This is a genomic window from Asinibacterium sp. OR53 (assembly GCF_000515315.1).
GTDB lineage: Bacteria > Bacteroidota > Bacteroidia > Chitinophagales > Chitinophagaceae > Sediminibacterium.
In genome coordinates, this window is the sequence record NZ_KI911562.1 from 269,490 (window position 1) to 287,197 (window position 17,708).

Here is a 17,708-nt window from a genome sequence, read left to right on the forward strand (position 1 = left end):
TTTAAAATATTTTACTAAAGAAACGCATGATGGTAGCGTCGTTGAACCAAATCAATACAAATACAACCATGGCCATTACCATGACCAGTATATAACTTCCTACCTGTCCGCTTTGCAATAAGCGCAACTGGCGGGATCCATAACCAACCAAGCGGCCTACCCCATTCACCACACCATCGATACCGCTTTTCTCTACTACATTTTTCAGGAAGCCGGCAAAAGCATTCAGCGGGTTCACGATAAGGGCATCGTAGAGTTCATCGATATACCATTTGTTCTCGAGCACTTTGGCAATGCCGGTATTTTCTGCTGTTGTACGCTGGTATTTTTTATAACTTCTTACAGCCAGTACGATGACCAGTATAATGGCTGCTGTGGAAACAGCCATGAACAGGTATTCCTGCGATGCTTCCATGTGATGCGCTTCTTTCAGTTGTGTGGAAGCGGCAAAAACCGGTGCAAGGAAATGTTCCAGGCTGTGCGCATTGGAAGCGAACACTTCGGGTATGCCTACAAAACCTCCGATCACCGATAAAACAGCAAGTATGATCAGGGGGATGGTCATAGCTGAAGGACTCTCATGCAGGTGATGTTCCTGTTCATGCGTGCCCCGGAAATTGCCGAGGAAAGTCATGCTGTACAACCTGAACATATAGAAGGCCGTCATCAAAGCGCCGGCCAATCCTATAAAATAATACAAAGGATTCCTGGCGTAAGCCGCCATCAGTATTTCATCTTTTGAGAAGAATCCTGAGAAAGGCGGTATTCCTGCAATGGCCAAACAACCCAGCAGGAAAGTGATATGCGTAACGGGTAAATATTTTTTCAGTCCGCCCATATTCCTGATATCCTGTTCGTGGTGCATGGCATGGATCACAGAGCCGGCGCCAAGGAACAATAAGGCTTTGAAGAATGCATGCGTCATCACATGGAACACAGCGCCGGTATAAGCGCCTACGCCCAATCCGAGGAACATATAACCTAACTGGCTCACGGTGGAATAAGCCAGTACTTTTTTGATATCGTTCTGCTTCAGTGCAATAGTAGCCGCGAATACAGCGGTAACCAATCCCACAATAGCTACCAGGGATTGAGTGGCCGGCGCCATCGTATATAATATGTTGCTGCGGGCGATCATGTAAATACCGGCTGTAACCATGGTAGCGGCATGGATCAATGCTGATACAGGCGTAGGACCTGCCATGGCATCGGGTAGCCAGGTGTACAGGGGTATCTGTGCGCTTTTTCCCATGGCACCTACAAACAAGAGAACAGTAATAGCCGTAATATCAAAACTGCTTAGTTGGTTCACCTGCGCAAATACATCACTGTAATTAACCGTACCCAGTTTGGATATGAGCCAGAACAAAGCCAGCAGGAAGCCCAGGTCACCAATGCGGTTCATCACAAATGCTTTCCTGGCTGCATAATTGTATTGATCGTTTTTGAACCAGTACCCGATGAGCAGGTAAGAACACAGTCCTACTCCTTCCCATCCGATGAACATGATCACATAGTTGGCACCCAACACCAGCAACAGCATGGAGAAAACGAAGAGGTTGAGGTATGCGAAGTAGCGCGCGAAATGCGGACCTTCTTCTTCATGCATGTATGCAGTAGAGTACAAATGAATGAGAAAACCCACTCCCGTAATGATGAGCAGGAATAAAGCCGATAACTGATCGGCCTGGAAAGCAAAAGGAATGGTCAGCCGATCGGCCTGGATAAAATTGAACAGGGTTACTACGGTGGCTCCATTCGCTTTTACATCGAAGAAAACCAGCAGGCTCACTACGAATGACGCCAATATAGTACAACTGCCGATGATGCCCACCATAGATTTGGAAAGCGATTTGCGCCCCAATCCGTTGATAAGGAAGCCCAGCAGGGGAAAGAGGGGAATCAGATACAAAAGCATGCTGCAATTAGTTTTTCAAACGATTCAAAAAATTAATGTCCACGGAATGCGTATTCCTGAACAGCATCACAATAATGGCCAGTCCCACGCTCACTTCCGCTGCTGCCACCACCATAATGAAAAATACGAATAACTGTCCTTCTACTCCTGTTTGCGATGCGGGATTCACTGCTATCGCAGCACCATGGTGCATTTTTGAAAAAGCCACCAGCAGCAGGTTTACAGCATTCAGCATCAGTTCAATGCACATGAAAACAATGATGGCATTGCGGCGGGTAAGCACCCCAATGATGCCGATGCTGAACAAGGCCAAACAGAGATAGATATAATATTGTATTGGCATATCGATTGAATTAGTCTTTCTTTCCTATTACTACAGCCCCTACCATCGCGCTCAAAAACAGTACGCTGCTGATTTCAAAGGGCACTACAAAATCACTGAATAATGCTTTACCCAGGTTGCGGATGAGTCCGATATCGCCTGTTCCCATCAAAACATTTTTATGCTGGAGGTCTACCGCCTGTCTCACCAATGATACCAGCACCATCAAAAAGCAGCCGCCCGCGATGGCTCCTGCGAGTTTTATCCAGATATGTTTCTGTGGCTCCGATTGGTTATTGAGGTTCATGAGCATGATCACAAACAGGAACAGCACCATGATGGCTCCGGCATACACGATGAGGTTTACAATGGCCAGGAACTGTGCGTTCAATAAAATATAATGACCGGAGATGGCGAAAAAAACACCAATCAGCCAAAGCACGCTGTGCACCGGGTTTTTACTCACCAACACCATGATGGCACTGAAGAGCGCAACAACCGTTAATGCATAAAAGAGTATTTGTATTGTGTCCATGTTCGGTGCTATTTAATTCCTTTCTCCTTTTGCTTTTGCGTAAGCTTCCGGTTCTGTTTTAGGATCGGGTATCAGCAGGTCATCTTTACCATAGATGAATCCTTTACGGGCATAATTGGCAGGAGCGAATGTTTCGCTGAGGTAGATCGCGTCTTTCGGACAGGCTTCTTCACACAAACCACAGAAAATGCAACGCAGCATATTGATCTCATAGCGGGCTGCATATTTCTCTTCGCGATACAGGTTCTCTTCACCTGGTAAGCGTTCGGCTGCTTCCATGGTGATGGCTTCGGCAGGACAGGCAACAGCGCAGAGTCCGCATGCCGTACAACGCTCCCTTCCCTCCTCATCGCGGTTCAGCACATGCAGTCCGCGGAAAACGGGACTGAACGGCCTTTTCTCTTCGGGATAGCGTACGGTTGGTTTTTTCTTGAAAATATGACCGAACGTAATGGCCATGCCCTTCACAATCGCAGGCAGGTAAAGGCGCTCCATGAGGGTCATGGGTTTCCTGTCTACTGCCTGTGCTTTCTTTGTTAGTGCCTGCATAAGTTGCAAAAATATTTTTATCGACTGTTAATCCAAATTTTTTCAGCGTTATACGCCTGCTCTCCACAATATCACTGCCGCTGTAACCAGCATATTCACCAATGCCAGCGGTACCATGGTTTTCCAGCCCAGGTTCATCAACTGGTCGTAACGGAACCGTGGGATCGTCCAGCGTATCCACATAAAAATGAAAATGAAAATCATGATCTTCACCAGTAAAGCCGCCACCCCTATGATGGCTGCGATATTGGGCGCCAGCGTGCTTTCATCGAGGAAAGGCACATCATAACCGCCGAAGAACAGGCAGGCCATCACAGCGCTGCTCATGATCATGTTCACATATTCAGCAAAAAGGTAAAAACCGAGTTTCATGGAAGAGTACTCCTGGTGATAACCGAAGTTCAGTTCGTTCTCTGCTTCGGGCAGGTCGAAAGGCGTACGGTTACACTCTGCCAATGCACACACAAAGAACAGGAGAAAACCCAGCGGCTGGTAAACGATGTTCCAAAAATGTCCCGGGGCCATCTGCTCTTCCACAATCGTTTTCAAACTCAAAGAGCCTGAAAGCATCAACACGGCTATAAGCGACAATCCCATAGCCAGTTCATAACTGATGGCCTGTGAAGCGCCGCGCAATGCTGCCATGAGTGAGAACTTGTTGTTCGATGCCCATCCCCCGATCATGATACCATACACACCAATACTCACCACGCCGAATATGTACAGTATGCCAATATTGATATCAGCTACCTGTAAATCGATTTTGCGTCCGAACAATTCAACGTGACTGCTCCAGGGAATCACCGCGCAGGTCATCAACGCGGCGGTCATGGCCAGTGCTGGTCCGAGTATGAATAATATTTTGTTTGATGTATTGGGAATGATCTCTTCTTTCATGATGAGTTTGAGACCATCGGCAAAAGGTTGCAGGAGGCCGAACGGACCGGCCCTGTTGGGTCCGGGCCTGTCTTGCAATATGGCCGCCACTTTCCTTTCAGCAAACGTGGTATACAGTGCAATACCCAGGCTTGCGAATACGATCACTGCAATCAGCACTAGTTTCTCTATCAGTAATGCCCAATCAATAGCCAGTAGTGTCATGAGTATATTGCGGTTATGCTTTCTTAGAATTAAAATCGGTTGAATGTGCCGGCCGTTCAATTTCACTCAGGAATGTGCCGGGCTGGTTCACTTCGCTGATATCATGTATATCCATCAGCAAGCGGGGCTGCCTTCCATCATTCACTGCTTTGAAGGTTTCCGTTGGTTTCACGGTTCCTACCGAACCTGCATAATGTCCTTGTGAAATAACGGAATGCCTGTTGATGAGCCTGGGCCCTTCTATTACCCAATCGCTTGTTTTTTTCTTTTCAAAGCGGCAGGTATTACAAATCCAGTCTTCCACTTCTCCCCATTGATCTTTACGCGCTGTAACACGATATACTTCATCGCCGCGGTTCCATAGAGTTACTTTACCGCTACAGGTGGGACAGTCGCGATGCGCATCCATTGCCTTGAGAAACCATACGCGGTTTTTGAAGCGGAAGGTTTTGTCTGTGAGCGCTCCCACCGGACATACATCGATCACGTTGCCGATGAAATCATTGTCGAGGCTTTTTTCAATAAGCGTAGCGATCTCTGAATGGTCGCCCCTGTCGAGCACACCATGTTCGCGTTTTTTGGTAAGCTGATCGGCCGTAAACACACAACGGTAGCAGAGTATGCAACGCGTCATGTGCAATTGTATATACGGACCGAGATCGTGTTTCGTAAAAGTTCTGCGCTGGAACTCGTAACGGGTAGCTTCCTTGCCATGTTCATAGCTGAGGTCCTGCAGGTGACATTCACCGGCCTGGTCGCAGATAGGACAATCGAGCGGATGATTGAGCAACAAGAACTCTACTACACCAGCCCTTGCATCAACAACACGTTCGCTGGTGATGTTCTTCACTTCCATGCCATCCATCACAGTAGTGCGACAGGAAGCAACCAGCTTGGGCATAGGCCTGGGATCTTTTTCAGAACCCTTGCTCACTTCCACCAGGCAGGTGCGGCATTTGCCACCACTTCCTTCCAGCTTGCTGTAATAACACATAGCCGGCGGTGCCACATCACCTCCGATCTTGCGCGCAGCATTAAGGATAGTAGTTCCCGGAGGGACTTCTATGGTGATGTTGTCTATCGTTACTTTAAACAGTTGTTCAGACATATTCTTTTATTTCAAACACAGTTGCCTGTGTGATCTTTTCAATGTTTACGCCGTTACGGGCACATGAATGGGATCGGCATAATGTGCTAACCCGTAATTTCTTTTCTGTGCTTCTTCAGGATGCAATACATGCCACTCAAATTCATCCCTGAAATGCCTGATGGCAGCAGCTACCGGCCATGCAGCAGCGTCTCCAAGCGGGCAGATGGTATTGCCTTCTATCTTGCGTTGTATATCCCACAAGAGGTCTATATCGCTCAGCTTGCCATGGCCGTATTCAATGTTCTTCAATATCTTCTCCATCCATCCTGTTCCTTCGCGGCAGGGTGAACACTGACCACAGCTTTCATGACGATAGAATCTTGCGAGCGACAAAGTATGACGAACCACACACTGGTCTTCATCCAGCACAATAAACCCACCGGATCCCATCATGGTACCGGTTGCAAAACCACCATCACCCAAACTTTCATAGTTCATGTAACGGGTTTCGCCTTTGGCTGTTTTCAACAACAGGTTAGCGGGCAAAATGGGAACGGAAGAACCGCCTGGTATACAGGCTTTGAGTTTTTTCCCGTTCGGAATACCACCGCAATATTCATCTGAATAAATGAACTCTTCTACAGAGATCGTCATGTCTATTTCATACACACCGGGTTTATTGATGTTTCCACAGGCGCTGATGAGTTTAGTGCCGGTAGAACGTCCCACACCGATCTTCGCATATTCTTCTCCGCCTATATTGATGATGGGTACTACTGCTGCCAGTGTTTCCACATTGTTCACTACAGTAGGGCGCATCCACAGGCCTTGTACGGCAGGGAACGGAGGCTTGATGCGGGGATTACCGCGTTTACCTTCCAGTGATTCGATCAATGCGGTTTCTTCTCCGCAGATATAAGCGCCGGCTCCGCGTTGTACGTGTATGTTGCAATCGAAACCGGTGCCCAAAATATTTTTTCCCAGGAAGCCATTCTGTTTTGCTTCTTCAATGGCCTGTTCCAGTATGTCTACAATCCAGGCGTATTCTCCGCGGATATAGATGTATGTATCATTAGAGCCCAGTGCAAAAGAAGAAACGATCAATCCTTCTATGAGCAGGTGCGGAATGAATTCCATCAGGTACCTGTCTTTGAAAGTACCCGGCTCGCTTTCATCGGCATTGCAAACCAGGTGGCGGGGAACGCCTTCGGGTTTGGCAATGAAACTCCATTTCATGCCCGCTGGAAATCCGGCGCCTCCGCGTCCGCGCAAACCGCTCTTCTTCACCTCTTCCACAATGGCTTCGGGGCCCATTGTTTTAAGCGCTTTCTCTACACTGCGGTAGCCGCCTTCACGGCGGTACACATCGTAGTAGCGGATGCCTTCTACATGGGCTTTTTCTAATAATAATTTCTTACTCATTTCCGTTTATTTCTTCAACTCGCAATTAAACATAACATCCCATTAGGGTAACTTAACAGCCTGGCGGGCCACCAATCGCCATGATTTTCCAATCCTCATCCAGGTTTGCAACACACCCAGGTGCAACACACTTTCTTTACCGTTCTCGAATGTTTTTGCCTTCAGTTCATGTCTCGAAACGGCAGTATTGCCTTCGAAAAAAACAGTGGCATTTTCCATCCTGAAATCACCGTAAGTAGTTGGACTGGACACGGCATGACGGATCATTTGCTGCTTGTTCTCTATGAGTCCGCTTGAGTGGCCATAGGTTACTTTTTCCGACAACAACCTGTCTAACGTTGCACTGTCTCTTTTATCGAGGTCTGTAAAAACAGCTTTGTTCAGTGCAGCGATATTGTTCAACACTTGTTTTTCCTGTGCTGTTTGCGCAGCAACGGCAAGCGTCATGAACAAGGCGCATATCGTGATCAGCTTTTTCATTTAATTATGTATGGTTGCGTTTTTACGACAGTCTTCGATAATGGCATCCACCTTTGCTTTGGTAAGATGCTCGCGATAAGTTTTACCCATTTGCATCATCGGTGCGTAGCCGCAGGCGCCCAGGCATTCCACCGTTTTCAGGGTGAACAAGCCATCGCTGGTTGTTTCACCGGGTTTGATGCCCAGTTTTTCACCGATATACGCAATGATATCATCGCTGCCATTCAACATACAGGGACCGGTCTGGCATACTTCAAACATATACTTACCTACGGGTTTAAGGTTGTACATGCTGTAGAAAGTAGCCACTTCATACACTTCAATGGGATTGAGTTGCAGCAGTTCCGCCACATAATCCATGGCTTCAGCGCTCAACCATCCGCCAAAGCTATCCTGCGCCAGGTGAAGCACAGGCAGGAGGGCGCTCTTCTGCTTTCCTTCCGGATAGCGGGCCACCAGTCGGTTGAATTCGGTTAATTGTTCTTCGTTAAACTTCATATTCAACATTCAAAAGTCAGCATCAAAAAATATTATGCATCCAGTTCTCCTGCGATCAAATTCAGACTACTCATCGTAACGATCGCATCGCTGAGCATACTGTCTTTGATCAGTTCAGGATAAGCCTGGTAATAAATGAAACAAGGTCTCCTGAAATGCAGGCGGAATGGTGTACGGCCGCCATCGCTGATCAGGTAATAACCCAATTCTCCGTTCCCTCCCTCCACAGAACAGTACACTTCACCTTTCGGCATATCCACTTCTCCCATGATGATCTTGAAATGCCAGATCAGCGCTTCCATTTTGGTGTACACATCTTCTTTTTTAGGAAGATAGTATTCGGGTACATTGGCATGGTATACTTCCGCTTCTGCACCTTTGAATTCCTGTATCTTCCGGTATGCCTGTTCAATGATGCTGAGGCTCTGCCACATTTCGGCATTGCGCACCAGGAAGCGGTCGTAGTTATCGCCGGTATTTCCTACCGGAACGGTGAAATCAAAATCTTCGTAACTGCTGTAAGGTGTGTGTACGCGTACATCGTAATCAACACCCGCAGCGCGCAGGTTAGGGCCAGTGAACCCATAGTTCAACGCTCTTTCAGCGCTGATGGCGCCACCACCCTGGGTACGTTCCATGAATATGCGGTTGCGTGCAAAAAGGTTTTCAAACTCTTTCAGCACTTTGGGATATTCTTTCAGGAATTTCTCGAGTTTCGTAAACGCTGTATTTGTGAAATTCCTTTCAAAACCGCCAATACGCCCAATATTAGTAGTAAGGCGGGACCCACATACTTCTTCATATATCTCATAAATTAATTCGCGGTATTGCATCACATAGAGGAAGCCGGTATAGGCGCCCGTATCTACCCCTACGATTGAATTACAGATGAGGTGGTCGGAAATGCGCGCCAGTTCCATGATGATCACGCGCAGGTAGTCTACACGCTTGGGTGTTTGTACGCCCAGTAATTTTTCACAGGTAAGGTGCCAGCCCATGTTGTTGATGGGACTGCTGCAATAATTCAACCTGTCTGTAATAGGTGTGATCTGGTACAACGGCCTGCGTTCGGCCAGTTTTTCAAATGCACGGTGGATATAACCTACCGTTTGCTCTGTAGAAACGATCCGCTCGCCATCGAGCTCCATGATATTCTGGAACACACCATGCGTAGCCGGGTGAGTAGGCCCAACGTTGAGCGTGGTGGTCTGTTTTTCAATAGAGCCTTCCGGTAATTTGATATGTTGATTGGACAGCATTTCTTAGTTGATAGTTGTTAGTTGTCAGTTGTTAGAAGATTTTCATTGAGCAATTGCATCATTTATTTACCCTCTCCCAAACATCTCATCATCTTTATCGATCCTCGTCTGGTCTTCCAGCGGATATTCTTTTCTCATCGGGAAATAATCCATCTCATCTACATTCAATATCCTTTTCAGGTTGGGATGCCCAAGGAAGTTCACGCCAAAAAAATCATAGGTTTCCCTTTCCATCCAGTTGGCAGAAGCAAAGAGCTGGGTAGCAGTGAACACATCGGGTGTGGTTACAGATGTAAACACTTTGAAACGTATGCGCACATTGGCTTCCAGGTTATGCAGGTGGTATACAACAGCCAGTTCCTTTCCTTTTGCTTCAGGATAGTTCACCGCGCAGAGATCTGTCAGGAAGCGGAACTGTAATTCCGGTTCATCGTACAGGAACTGCAATACTTTCAGGTTTTGTTCTTTCGGGGCTTCGAAGCTGAGCATGCCGTAATTTTCTTCGAACGTCAGTGTTTCTGTGCCGAACTTTTCCGTCAGTCGTTGTTGAATGTATTCGTTGCTTAATCCCATAATTTCTATTACTGTATTCCGTATTCGTTCATCAATGCTTTGTATTGCTCGCTGTTCCTTCTGCGAATACTTTCCTGTCCTACCAGGTCCTGTATTTTCATGAATCCGTCGAGGATCGCTTCGGGGCGGGGCGGGCATCCGGGCACATACACATCTACAGGAATCACCTGGTCGATGCCCTGTAATACACTGTATGTATCGAATATACCGCCACTGGAAGCGCAGGCACCCACGGCCATCACCCAACGGGGTTCAGCCATTTGCAGGTATACCTGGCGCAATACCGGGCCCATTTTTTTAGCAATGGTTCCCATCACCATTAACAGGTCGCACTGGCGGGGAGAAAAACCCACGCGCTCTGCACCAAAACGGGCAAAGTCGTAATGTGAACCCATGGTAGCCATGAATTCAATACCACAACAGGAGGTAGCGAACGGCAGGGGCCACAATGAATTTTTGCGGGCCAATCCAACCACACTGCTCAGGTTGGTGGTAAAAAATCCTTCTCCTGAATAACCTTCAGGTGCTTCTGCCACGGCAACTGCATCGCCCAGTATGGCTTCTTTCGGATGAATATTAAATCGTACGGGACGCATAATTAAATTTGACAATTTGGCAATTCAACAATTTGACAATTCATTAATGTTAGCCATCATTCTAACAACTGACAACTAACATCCAACAACCCCTTAATCTTCCCATTTCAATGCTCCTCTCTTGATGATATAGATGAATCCTACTATAAAAAAAGCAACGAACATCAACACTGCACTGAAACCAGCCCAGCCTAATTCCTTAAAAATAACAGCGTAAGGGTAGAAAAAGATCACTTCCACATCAAATAAAACAAACAGGATGGCTACCAGGAAGTATTTGATGGCCATAGGCTGACGGGCATCTCCGTGGCTCTCGATACCACTGGCGAAAGTTTCCAGTTTATCTGCTGTTTTACGTTTAGGTCCCACCCACTGAGAAACACCGATCATGGTGGCCACAAAACCGGCAGCGAAAATCAACTGTATCCCGATAGGTAAATAATTGGCGGCGGAATTGGAATGGCCGGCATCTGACAGCAAAAAAAGCCAGTTCATGTTAAAACATTGATTGAAAAGCAAAAATAAGCTTGTGAGGCATATAAACGAAAAACTCCCCGCTTCAGGGGAGTTTTTTCTTTATTATTTCTGGTTATTTGGGCGAACCGGCACTGTTTCTGTGGCCGGTAGCCGCTGTACCCGTGCTGCTGGTTGGTTTATTACCAGGCTTGGTGGGTGCGGGCTTACTCATATTGCCTTTGATATAATCTTTGATCTTCATCATTTCCGGGTCATTGGGAATCAGGGTCAGGATCGTATCGCATACATCCAGGGCTTTCTGATAATCTTTCAGTTTATCATTATAATAACCCATGATATAATAGTAGTTTGAAACGATACGCTTTTTATTGGCCACAGAATCTTTGTAAAGGAAGGTATTCTGCTGTTGCAAAGCTGTGAGCGCAACTCCCGGATTAGTGGTGCTATCCAGCGCTTTGGCAGCATTTACATTGAACAAATAAGGTTGCGGTTTATCGGGGAATGCAGCAATGTATTTCTGCGCGAAGGCCATGGTTTGCTCGTATTCTTTAGCCATATAAGCAGTACTGGTGAGTTTATAATAATCAAACTCACTGGGTGTTCCGCCTTTCAGCTCCATTTTTTTCTGTAACCAGCCCAGCTCTTCTTTGTACATTTTGGCTTTGCTGAAAAGTTCTGCCGCCTGGGTCATGTAGCTGATCTTATTTTCTTTGGAAGTATCATTTGCGAGCGCTTTTTCCAGGTATGATACTGCTGTTGCTTCACTACCAGGAAACTTAGAGAATACTTTCACAGCCAGCTCATAGTCTGTAGGTTGGATCTCGGACTGCGGTGCATTGGCAAAGAACTGCTCCAGGCGGGATTTAGCCTGCAATGAATCGCCTAACCTGTCGTAGTTATACGCATATTGCACATTCAGGCGGGGAATAGCTTTCAGGCCGGCAGAAGCTTCCAATTCTTTTTCTTTTGCAAGGCTTTCATTGTATCTGCCTGCACGGAAAAGGTATTCAGCAAGAAAGAATTCATTCTTTGGATCCTTATCAGCAGTGTTCACGAACTTATCGAGATAATCTTTTGCTTTGTTCACATCCTTATCGGAATAATAATTGTACAAAGCCAGGTATACCGGCGGGAAAGAAGGATCGATGGCGATGGCTTCGCTATAATATTGTTCCAGCAGGTCTTTATTATTCTGACTCTGGTAAATCTTTCCTATTCTGAATTTGGCCAACGGACTCTTGGGGTCGCGGCTAGCGGCTTCTGTATAAGCTTTCACAGCTTCTCCGCCATTCTCACCACCCATTTTCTGGTAGTTGACACCTATATTAATGTAGATATCTGCATTGTTAGGATCAATGGCAGCAGCCTGCTTCAGTTTGTCTATAGCATAAGCAGGATCGCCTATTTTACTGTCTCCATCGGCATTTGCACGGCCAATCGCATCCAGGATGGCGGCATTCGGCTTGCCTTTGTTCTTACCCCTTGTTTCGGTTGAAGCAGTAATTGCCTGCTCGAATTTTTGTTTGGCAGCATTAATATCTCCACCAGACAGCAGGTCGAGGTGGGCAACGCCTACTACCAGCCAGGGATCACTTCCAACATCCTGCAGTCCTTTCTGGTAAACAGCCCTTGCCTCTGCAATATCTTCTTTGGTAAGGTCTCTGTTACGGGAGACCAGGGATTGTCCATACCAGTAAATCGCTTGCGGATCTTTTGGATTGGCGTCATACAGCTTCTTGAGGATGTCCCTGGCTGTGTTGTTCTTTTGGTAGTTGAGGTCCTTGATACCCTCAGCCAACTGCGCTATCACACACTGCCCAATAAGCAATGCAGTAAACAACAGTGATACGGTCTTCTTCATTTGGTTTGCTTTTATATTGATTGGTTAATCACTTTCTTTGATCATTCCGCGCCGTTGATCAAAACCCATTTTAGCCGGCGCCAGGAACGCTCTTCTGAAAATCAGTTGTCCTCTTTCCATGCTCATGAAATTCATGAATCCTGTTCCGAGTCCAGCTGCATTCTCTTTCAGTATATAATACAAGGGGCGTGCCAACGGATATTCGCCATGCGTAATGCTGGCCTGTGAAGGTTTTGTGAAAAGATCTCTTTCTTTACACAACACACATTCTACCAAACCCAGCCTGATCGTTTTCAGGTATTCCACCTGTTTAGGATCATATCCATCCCCCACCCAACTCTGTCCAACAAAACCTACCACATCACTTCTTTTAGATACGAGATCTATTACAGCCTGGCTGCCTTGTGCAGCTACTACATTCGCACCAAAAGAGGCGCCCTTCAAAATACTGTCCTGTAAAAAACGCACGGTACTGGTAGCATTCTCTCCATCCATCACCGCCGTTAATTTTTCTTTTCCGCTCAATATATCTTTCAGTCTCGCCATCGTAAACACACTGTCTTCCGATGCACGGTTAATGATCACAGCTACTGCATCATAAGCCAGTGGTGCGAACTGTGGCTTGAATGACAATTTATCTCCATAATAAGCCTGCTCCTTTTCTGTCAATCCCCTTGCTACAATGATCATCCGCGTACTATCTGACTGCAAATCCCTGAAACAAGCTGCTTCTGGCTTGTACGATACATTGATCTTTGTGTTAGGGAATGATGCGTGATACACCCTTAACTGCTCTTCAATGACCGGTTTAAAACTTTCATCCACGCTGATATTGATCGTTCCCTGTTCGGGGGTATCTCTTGTATCTGCTCCCGGCCTGGATTTACAACCTGCCCCTGTCAGCATCAACAACAAACAACCAGCGTATATCAATCCTTTCTTCATCTACTAATAATCATTCTTGAATCCCCTGTACAACCGGAACCCCCCATACAGCAGGCAGAGCCCGCCGAAGAGATACCGGAACGTGTTATCAATTCCCAAAAATTGCTCAATGTTGAATTTAGCCGCCCCCAGCATCACTACAGCCATTCCAAGAATCAATAGGGCCATTGTAAAGTCATAAATACGACGCATCAAAGTATAACTTTTACGTCGTTTATCTCTCAGCTCGTTCTCCATTTAACAAAAAGTTGAACCCAGGGGCGGGCAATTTAGTTAATAATTGTATTCGCTACACATTAAAAAATCATGCATTTTTCGAAAACCCGCATTTCATTATTAAGATGCAGGGGGCCAGCATTTTCCATAATGCATATAATCTCATGTCTGTCTGCCACAGAGCCAGATTGGCCGCAGCCTATTATCTTTGTGCTATGAAGATACTGATGATATGCCTGGGTAATATTTGCCGTAGTCCGCTCGCAGAAGGTATTTTGCAGCAGAAGGCCGATTCACGGAGTTTGCACTGGCAGATAGACAGCGCCGGCACCGCCGGGTACCATGTAGGCGAACCGCCTCATCATCTCTCGCAGAAAGTAGCGAAGCTGAACGGAGTAGACATCAGTTCCCAGCAATGCCGGCAGTTTGCTGCCGAAGACATGAATGATTTTGATCGCATCTATGTGATGGATGCCGATAATTATGCCGAAGTAAAACGTATGAGTGGTCGCTATTGGCAGCCAGGTAAAGTATCGCTGTTACTGGATGAATTGTATCCCGGCGAAAAGAAGAATGTACCCGACCCCTGGTATGGTACCGAAAAAGATTACCACGAAGTATTCGGGATGATAGATAAGGCCTGTGAGCAGATCATTTATAAATACGAGCCAGCATCCGTTCATTAATTCAACAATATTCAGATACTATTTTCATGAGCAAACCGGGATTACCTCAAGGCACCAGGGATTTCAGCGCAGCCGTTGTTCGCAAGCGCCAGTATATTTTCAATACCATCCGCACCGTATTCGAGCGTTATGGCTTCCAGCCACTGGAAACGCCTGCTATGGAAAACCTCGACACACTCATGGGCAAGTATGGCGAAGAAGGGGATAAACTCATTTTCAAAATACTCAACAACGGACTGGATAATCCCGCCAAGCACGATGCAGCCAGAGCAGACTTCGAAAAAGTATTGCAGGGAAAAAACACAAAGGGCATTACTGAAAGAGCGCTTCGTTATGACCTTACTATTCCTTTTGCGCGTTATGTGGCCATGAACCATGGTCAGCTGACCATGCCTTTCAAACGATACCAGGTACAGCCGGTATGGCGTGCCGACAGGCCGCAAAAGGGCCGGTACCGCGAGTTCTACCAGTGCGATGCGGATGTGGTAGGCAGTTACAGCCTGTTGAATGAAGTAGAATTGGCCAATATCTACGCTACTGTTTTTGCGCAATTGGGCGTACGTGTTGAGATACGCATCAACAGCCGCAAAATACTGGCCGCATTAGCCGAAATATGCGGCGGGGCCGATAAAATGACCGATATCACCATTGCGATTGACAAGCTGGATAAAATTGGTATTGAAAAAGTGAAGGAAGAATTGATCCAGCGCGGATTGAATACCCAACAGGTAGCAACCATCGAAACCTACCTGAACATAGAAGGCGACAATGCCGGTAAAATAAATCAACTGCGTTCGCTGCTGGGCAACAACACAACGGGACAAAAAGGAATTGAAGAAATCGAATACCTGCTCTCCTTTTCACAACTAACAAACAATAATTCACCACTCACAACAGATTTCACCCTGGCCCGCGGCCTCAACTACTATACGGGTATCATTTTCGAAGTGAAGGCACTGGATGTGCAAATGGGCAGTATTGGTGGCGGTGGCCGCTACGATGATCTCACCGGCTTGTTCGGTGTACCCAATGTTCCAGGGGTGGGCATCAGTTTCGGGGTTGACCGGATTTATGATGTGATAGAAGAATTGCAACTGTTTCCCGATGCAGTTCAGGCAGGTACCCGTGTGTTATTTTTTAATTTGGGCGATGCAGAGAGCAAAGCGGCGTTTGTATTGATGCAGCAATTGAGGGAAAAAGGTATTGCGGCTGAGTTGTATCATGAAAACAGCAAATTCGATAAGCAATTTAAATATGCTGAGAAAAAGCATATCCCTTTTGCAGTGATCATTGGCAGCAAAGAACTGGAAACAGGTACTTGCGTGGTTCGTCAATTGAGCGACGGGCAACAGCAAACCATCCCCCAATCAGCGTTGGCCGGCCGTTCCTTCTAAACTTTGGCACAATATTCGGTGGATTGGGTAGTCAATTCCTGATACCATGAGAATTCCGGTCATTACTTTATGTTTCGTTGTGCTGGTTGCTGCGTGTAACCGGAAAACCGTTCCTTCCAAAAACAAAGTGCCGCCACCCACAACTACATTGCCTGGCAAACCAGCTCCACCCAATGCAACAGTGCCTCCTGCTTCAGCAGATTCCCCTGCAGTCATCAACCCGGCGATCATGGGCAGTCCCATGATCGTGATAGACGGATCGGGCAATATTGTTACCGCGAAAGACAAACTTCCTTCTGATATCGCAGCCAAAGTGCATCTCTCCGGCTTGGCAAGGTCTTTTACGCCTGCACAAAAAAAGAACCTGGTGTACCGGTACAAGATGATCCCACCGAAAGTGCTGTATGTGCCCGAAGGGTATGTTTCGAAAAGCGCCCGCGGGAAATACATCGTTTACCGCAAAAAATTCTGGTACTGGCAAAAAGCCGACGGGCTTTTTCATTTAGACCCTACTTATTATCAATAATCTAATTACAAGCCTTCATATACAACAGCGGCCCCCTGCCCTACACCTACGCACATGGTAGCGAGCCCGTATTTCAATTCTCTCCGGTGCATCTCGTGTAATAAAGTAGCGGAAATACGTGCCCCGCTGCATCCCAGCGGGTGACCAAGCGCAATAGCACCACCATTTACATTCACTTTGGTATGATCGAATTCCAGTTCACGCATACAGGCAATACTTTGTGAAGCGAAGGCTTCATTGAGTTCTATAAGATCGAGGTCCTTCACAGTAAGTCCCGCCCGCTGTAACGCTTTCTCCGACGCCGGTACGGGCCCAATACCCATGATGCCGGGATGCACGCCTGCAACACCCATGCTTACCACACGCGCCAGCGGTGTGAGGTTGAATACTTTCACTGCTTCTTCGCTGGCCAGTAACACCGCAGCGGCGCCATCGTTGATGCCCGATGAATTGCCTGCCGTAACGGTTCCGTCCTTCGCGAAAGCCGGACGCAATCCCGCCAGTTTCTCCAATGAGGTTTGCCTGGGATGCTCATCCTGCACGAACCAGTTCACCATATTATCGTTCACCATTTCTACCGCCACGATCTCATCATCCCATTTACCTGCGGCCAGTGCCGCCGCATATTTTTCCTGCGAAGCCAGCGCAAAAAGGTCCTGCTCTTCCCTGCTGATCTCCCATTCGCGGGCCACATTCTCTGCGGTCTCGCCCATACTGTAAGGATGATACATTTCGGTTAGCTTCTTATTGGTAAAGCGCCAGCCGATGGTAGTATCATAAGTTTCTGTTTTACGGCTCCAGGCCCCATCGCTCTTAGCGGTTACAAAAGGCGCGCGCGTCATACTTTCCGCGCCTCCTGCGATATACAACATCCCTTCATTGCACATGATGGCCCTGGATGCATCCATGATGGCCTGCAACCCGCTGGCACAAAGCCTGTTAACAGTATTGCCAGCTACGCTGATGGGCAAGCCCGCCAGCAACGCAGCCATACGCGCCACATCGCGGTTGTCTTCACCCGCCTGGTTGGCAGCGCCGGCAATCACATCTTCTATCCTGGAAACATCTATACCGGGATTACGGTTGATCAGGGCGGTGATCACCAGTGCCAGGAGGTCATCGGGCCTGGTGGCACTCAATCTTCCGCCATAACGGCCAATGGGTGTTCTTACCGCATCTATTACATAACAGGTTTGCATATCAAAGGGTCTTATGTTTCATTGATGCGCAAGATAGAATATGTAGCGGTATCTTTGCAGG

20 protein-coding genes are annotated in these 17,708 nt (G+C 47.1%); 3 read left to right on the forward strand and 17 right to left on the reverse strand.

The genetic code is table 11. From position 1 onward, the window contains the following. Window position 1: 1 nt before the first annotated feature. The 16 genes from nuoL to SEDOR53_RS0101275 all read right to left on the reverse strand — a co-directional run bounded on the left by nuoL (window position 2) and on the right by SEDOR53_RS0101275 (window position 13,863). A complete protein-coding gene (nuoL, locus tag SEDOR53_RS0101200) occupies window positions 2–1,918 on the reverse strand; it encodes an NADH-quinone oxidoreductase subunit L (RefSeq protein ID WP_026768065.1) in 1,917 nt (638 codons plus the stop codon). Window positions 1,919–1,925: 7 nt separating this feature from the next. Further along, a complete protein-coding gene (gene nuoK / locus SEDOR53_RS0101205) occupies window positions 1,926–2,261 on the reverse strand; it encodes an NADH-quinone oxidoreductase subunit NuoK (RefSeq protein WP_026768066.1) in 336 nt (111 codons plus the stop codon). Window positions 2,262–2,271: 10 nt separating this feature from the next. After that, the gene (locus tag SEDOR53_RS0101210) at window positions 2,272–2,775 is read right to left on the reverse strand and encodes an NADH-quinone oxidoreductase subunit J (RefSeq protein WP_026768067.1); all 504 of its coding nucleotides are present in this window, start codon (window positions 2,773–2,775) and stop codon (window positions 2,272–2,274) included. A 12-nt stretch (window positions 2,776–2,787) separates the two neighbouring features. After that, window positions 2,788–3,324: an NADH-quinone oxidoreductase subunit NuoI gene (nuoI, locus tag SEDOR53_RS0101215; protein ID WP_026768068.1), complete on the reverse strand. Its 537-nt coding sequence runs from the start codon at window positions 3,322–3,324 to the stop codon at window positions 2,788–2,790. A 48-nt stretch (window positions 3,325–3,372) separates the two neighbouring features. Next, entirely contained in the window at window positions 3,373–4,425 is a 1,053-nt protein-coding gene (nuoH, locus tag SEDOR53_RS0101220) for an NADH-quinone oxidoreductase subunit NuoH (RefSeq protein WP_198018759.1), read from the reverse strand. A gap of 13 nt (window positions 4,426–4,438) precedes the next feature. Next, a complete protein-coding gene (locus SEDOR53_RS0101225; protein ID WP_026768070.1) occupies window positions 4,439–5,533 on the reverse strand; it encodes a 2Fe-2S iron-sulfur cluster-binding protein in 1,095 nt (364 codons plus the stop codon). A 45-nt stretch (window positions 5,534–5,578) separates the two neighbouring features. Next, window positions 5,579–6,937 (reverse strand): NADH-quinone oxidoreductase subunit NuoF, encoded by a 1,359-nt coding sequence (gene nuoF, locus SEDOR53_RS0101230; RefSeq protein ID WP_026768071.1) that lies wholly within the window; start codon window positions 6,935–6,937, stop codon window positions 5,579–5,581. Window positions 6,938–6,979: 42 nt separating this feature from the next. Next, window positions 6,980–7,417 carry a nuclear transport factor 2 family protein gene (locus SEDOR53_RS16755; RefSeq protein WP_037360300.1) on the reverse strand — a complete coding sequence of 146 codons (438 nt, stop codon included), beginning with the start codon at window positions 7,415–7,417 and terminating at the stop codon, window positions 6,980–6,982. Continuing rightward, a complete protein-coding gene (gene nuoE, locus SEDOR53_RS0101240) occupies window positions 7,418–7,915 on the reverse strand; it encodes an NAD(P)H-dependent oxidoreductase subunit E (protein WP_037326277.1) in 498 nt (165 codons plus the stop codon). Window positions 7,916–7,947: 32 nt separating this feature from the next. Continuing rightward, a complete protein-coding gene (locus SEDOR53_RS0101245) occupies window positions 7,948–9,174 on the reverse strand; it encodes an NADH-quinone oxidoreductase subunit D (protein ID WP_037360306.1) in 1,227 nt (408 codons plus the stop codon). Window positions 9,175–9,240: 66 nt separating this feature from the next. After that, entirely contained in the window at window positions 9,241–9,747 is a 507-nt protein-coding gene (locus tag SEDOR53_RS0101250) for an NADH-quinone oxidoreductase subunit C (protein WP_026768074.1), read from the reverse strand. Between the two features lie 8 nt (window positions 9,748–9,755). After that, window positions 9,756–10,343, reverse strand: a complete 588-nt coding sequence (locus tag SEDOR53_RS0101255) for an NADH-quinone oxidoreductase subunit B (protein ID WP_198018760.1) — start codon at window positions 10,341–10,343, stop codon at window positions 9,756–9,758. Window positions 10,344–10,436: 93 nt separating this feature from the next. After that, a complete protein-coding gene (locus SEDOR53_RS0101260; protein WP_051416433.1) occupies window positions 10,437–10,838 on the reverse strand; it encodes an NADH-quinone oxidoreductase subunit A in 402 nt (133 codons plus the stop codon). Window positions 10,839–10,932: 94 nt separating this feature from the next. Further along, on the reverse strand, window positions 10,933–12,681 hold the full coding sequence (locus SEDOR53_RS0101265) for a tetratricopeptide repeat protein (RefSeq protein ID WP_037360308.1): 1,749 nt from the start codon (window positions 12,679–12,681) through the stop codon (window positions 10,933–10,935). Window positions 12,682–12,705: 24 nt separating this feature from the next. After that, on the reverse strand, window positions 12,706–13,626 hold the full coding sequence (locus tag SEDOR53_RS16760) for a PstS family phosphate ABC transporter substrate-binding protein (protein WP_051416434.1): 921 nt from the start codon (window positions 13,624–13,626) through the stop codon (window positions 12,706–12,708). Between the two features lie 3 nt (window positions 13,627–13,629). Next, entirely contained in the window at window positions 13,630–13,863 is a 234-nt protein-coding gene (locus SEDOR53_RS0101275) for a hypothetical protein (RefSeq protein ID WP_026768078.1), read from the reverse strand. 194 nt (window positions 13,864–14,057) lie between these two features. On the opposite strand from SEDOR53_RS0101275, the gene SEDOR53_RS0101280 reads away from it, so the two are divergent. From SEDOR53_RS0101280 to SEDOR53_RS0101290, 3 genes are read left to right on the forward strand one after another with little or no spacing between them, the layout of a single operon-like run. Next, window positions 14,058–14,528 carry a low molecular weight protein-tyrosine-phosphatase gene (locus tag SEDOR53_RS0101280; RefSeq protein WP_037361561.1) on the forward strand — a complete coding sequence of 157 codons (471 nt, stop codon included), beginning with the start codon at window positions 14,058–14,060 and terminating at the stop codon, window positions 14,526–14,528. 26 nt (window positions 14,529–14,554) lie between these two features. Continuing rightward, on the forward strand, window positions 14,555–15,922 hold the full coding sequence (gene hisS, locus SEDOR53_RS0101285; RefSeq protein ID WP_198018761.1) for a histidine--tRNA ligase: 1,368 nt from the start codon (window positions 14,555–14,557) through the stop codon (window positions 15,920–15,922). A gap of 46 nt (window positions 15,923–15,968) precedes the next feature. After that, complete coding sequence (locus SEDOR53_RS0101290) at window positions 15,969–16,448, forward strand: hypothetical protein (RefSeq protein WP_026768081.1); 480 nt, start codon at window positions 15,969–15,971, stop codon at window positions 16,446–16,448. Between the two features lie 5 nt (window positions 16,449–16,453). Here the strand turns inward: SEDOR53_RS0101290 and SEDOR53_RS0101295 are convergent, their stop codons facing one another. After that, window positions 16,454–17,647, reverse strand: coding sequence for an acetyl-CoA C-acyltransferase (locus SEDOR53_RS0101295; RefSeq protein ID WP_026768082.1), 1,194 nt, complete (start codon window positions 17,645–17,647; stop codon window positions 16,454–16,456). Window positions 17,648–17,708: the final 61 nt, after the last annotated feature.

Coding starts and splice junctions, on each gene's coding strand:
- hisS (WP_198018761.1), top strand. CDS start 14,555: ATGAGCAAACCGGGATTACCTCAAGGCACCAGGGATTTCAGCGCAGCC.
- SEDOR53_RS0101260 (WP_051416433.1), bottom strand. CDS start 10,838: ATGAACTGGCTTTTTTTGCTGTCAGATGCCGGCCATTCCAATTCCGCC.
- SEDOR53_RS0101280 (WP_037361561.1), top strand. CDS start 14,058: ATGAAGATACTGATGATATGCCTGGGTAATATTTGCCGTAGTCCGCTC.
- nuoL (WP_026768065.1), bottom strand. CDS start 1,918: ATGCTTTTGTATCTGATTCCCCTCTTTCCCCTGCTGGGCTTCCTTATC.
- nuoH (WP_198018759.1), bottom strand. CDS start 4,425: ATGACACTACTGGCTATTGATTGGGCATTACTGATAGAGAAACTAGTG.
- nuoE (WP_037326277.1), bottom strand. CDS start 7,915: ATGAAGTTTAACGAAGAACAATTAACCGAATTCAACCGACTGGTGGCC.
- SEDOR53_RS16760 (WP_051416434.1), bottom strand. CDS start 13,626: ATGAAGAAAGGATTGATATACGCTGGTTGTTTGTTGTTGATGCTGACA.
- SEDOR53_RS0101255 (WP_198018760.1), bottom strand. CDS start 10,343: ATGCGTCCCGTACGATTTAATATTCATCCGAAAGAAGCCATACTGGGC.
- nuoK (WP_026768066.1), bottom strand. CDS start 2,261: ATGCCAATACAATATTATATCTATCTCTGTTTGGCCTTGTTCAGCATC.
- SEDOR53_RS0101275 (WP_026768078.1), bottom strand. CDS start 13,863: ATGGAGAACGAGCTGAGAGATAAACGACGTAAAAGTTATACTTTGATG.
- nuoI (WP_026768068.1), bottom strand. CDS start 3,324: ATGCAGGCACTAACAAAGAAAGCACAGGCAGTAGACAGGAAACCCATG.
- SEDOR53_RS0101265 (WP_037360308.1), bottom strand. CDS start 12,681: ATGAAGAAGACCGTATCACTGTTGTTTACTGCATTGCTTATTGGGCAG.
- SEDOR53_RS0101210 (WP_026768067.1), bottom strand. CDS start 2,775: ATGGACACAATACAAATACTCTTTTATGCATTAACGGTTGTTGCGCTC.
- SEDOR53_RS16755 (WP_037360300.1), bottom strand. CDS start 7,417: ATGAAAAAGCTGATCACGATATGCGCCTTGTTCATGACGCTTGCCGTT.
- SEDOR53_RS0101295 (WP_026768082.1), bottom strand. CDS start 17,647: ATGCAAACCTGTTATGTAATAGATGCGGTAAGAACACCCATTGGCCGT.
- SEDOR53_RS0101225 (WP_026768070.1), bottom strand. CDS start 5,533: ATGTCTGAACAACTGTTTAAAGTAACGATAGACAACATCACCATAGAA.
- SEDOR53_RS0101290 (WP_026768081.1), top strand. CDS start 15,969: ATGAGAATTCCGGTCATTACTTTATGTTTCGTTGTGCTGGTTGCTGCG.
- nuoF (WP_026768071.1), bottom strand. CDS start 6,937: ATGAGTAAGAAATTATTATTAGAAAAAGCCCATGTAGAAGGCATCCGC.
- SEDOR53_RS0101250 (WP_026768074.1), bottom strand. CDS start 9,747: ATGGGATTAAGCAACGAATACATTCAACAACGACTGACGGAAAAGTTC.
- SEDOR53_RS0101245 (WP_037360306.1), bottom strand. CDS start 9,174: ATGCTGTCCAATCAACATATCAAATTACCGGAAGGCTCTATTGAAAAA.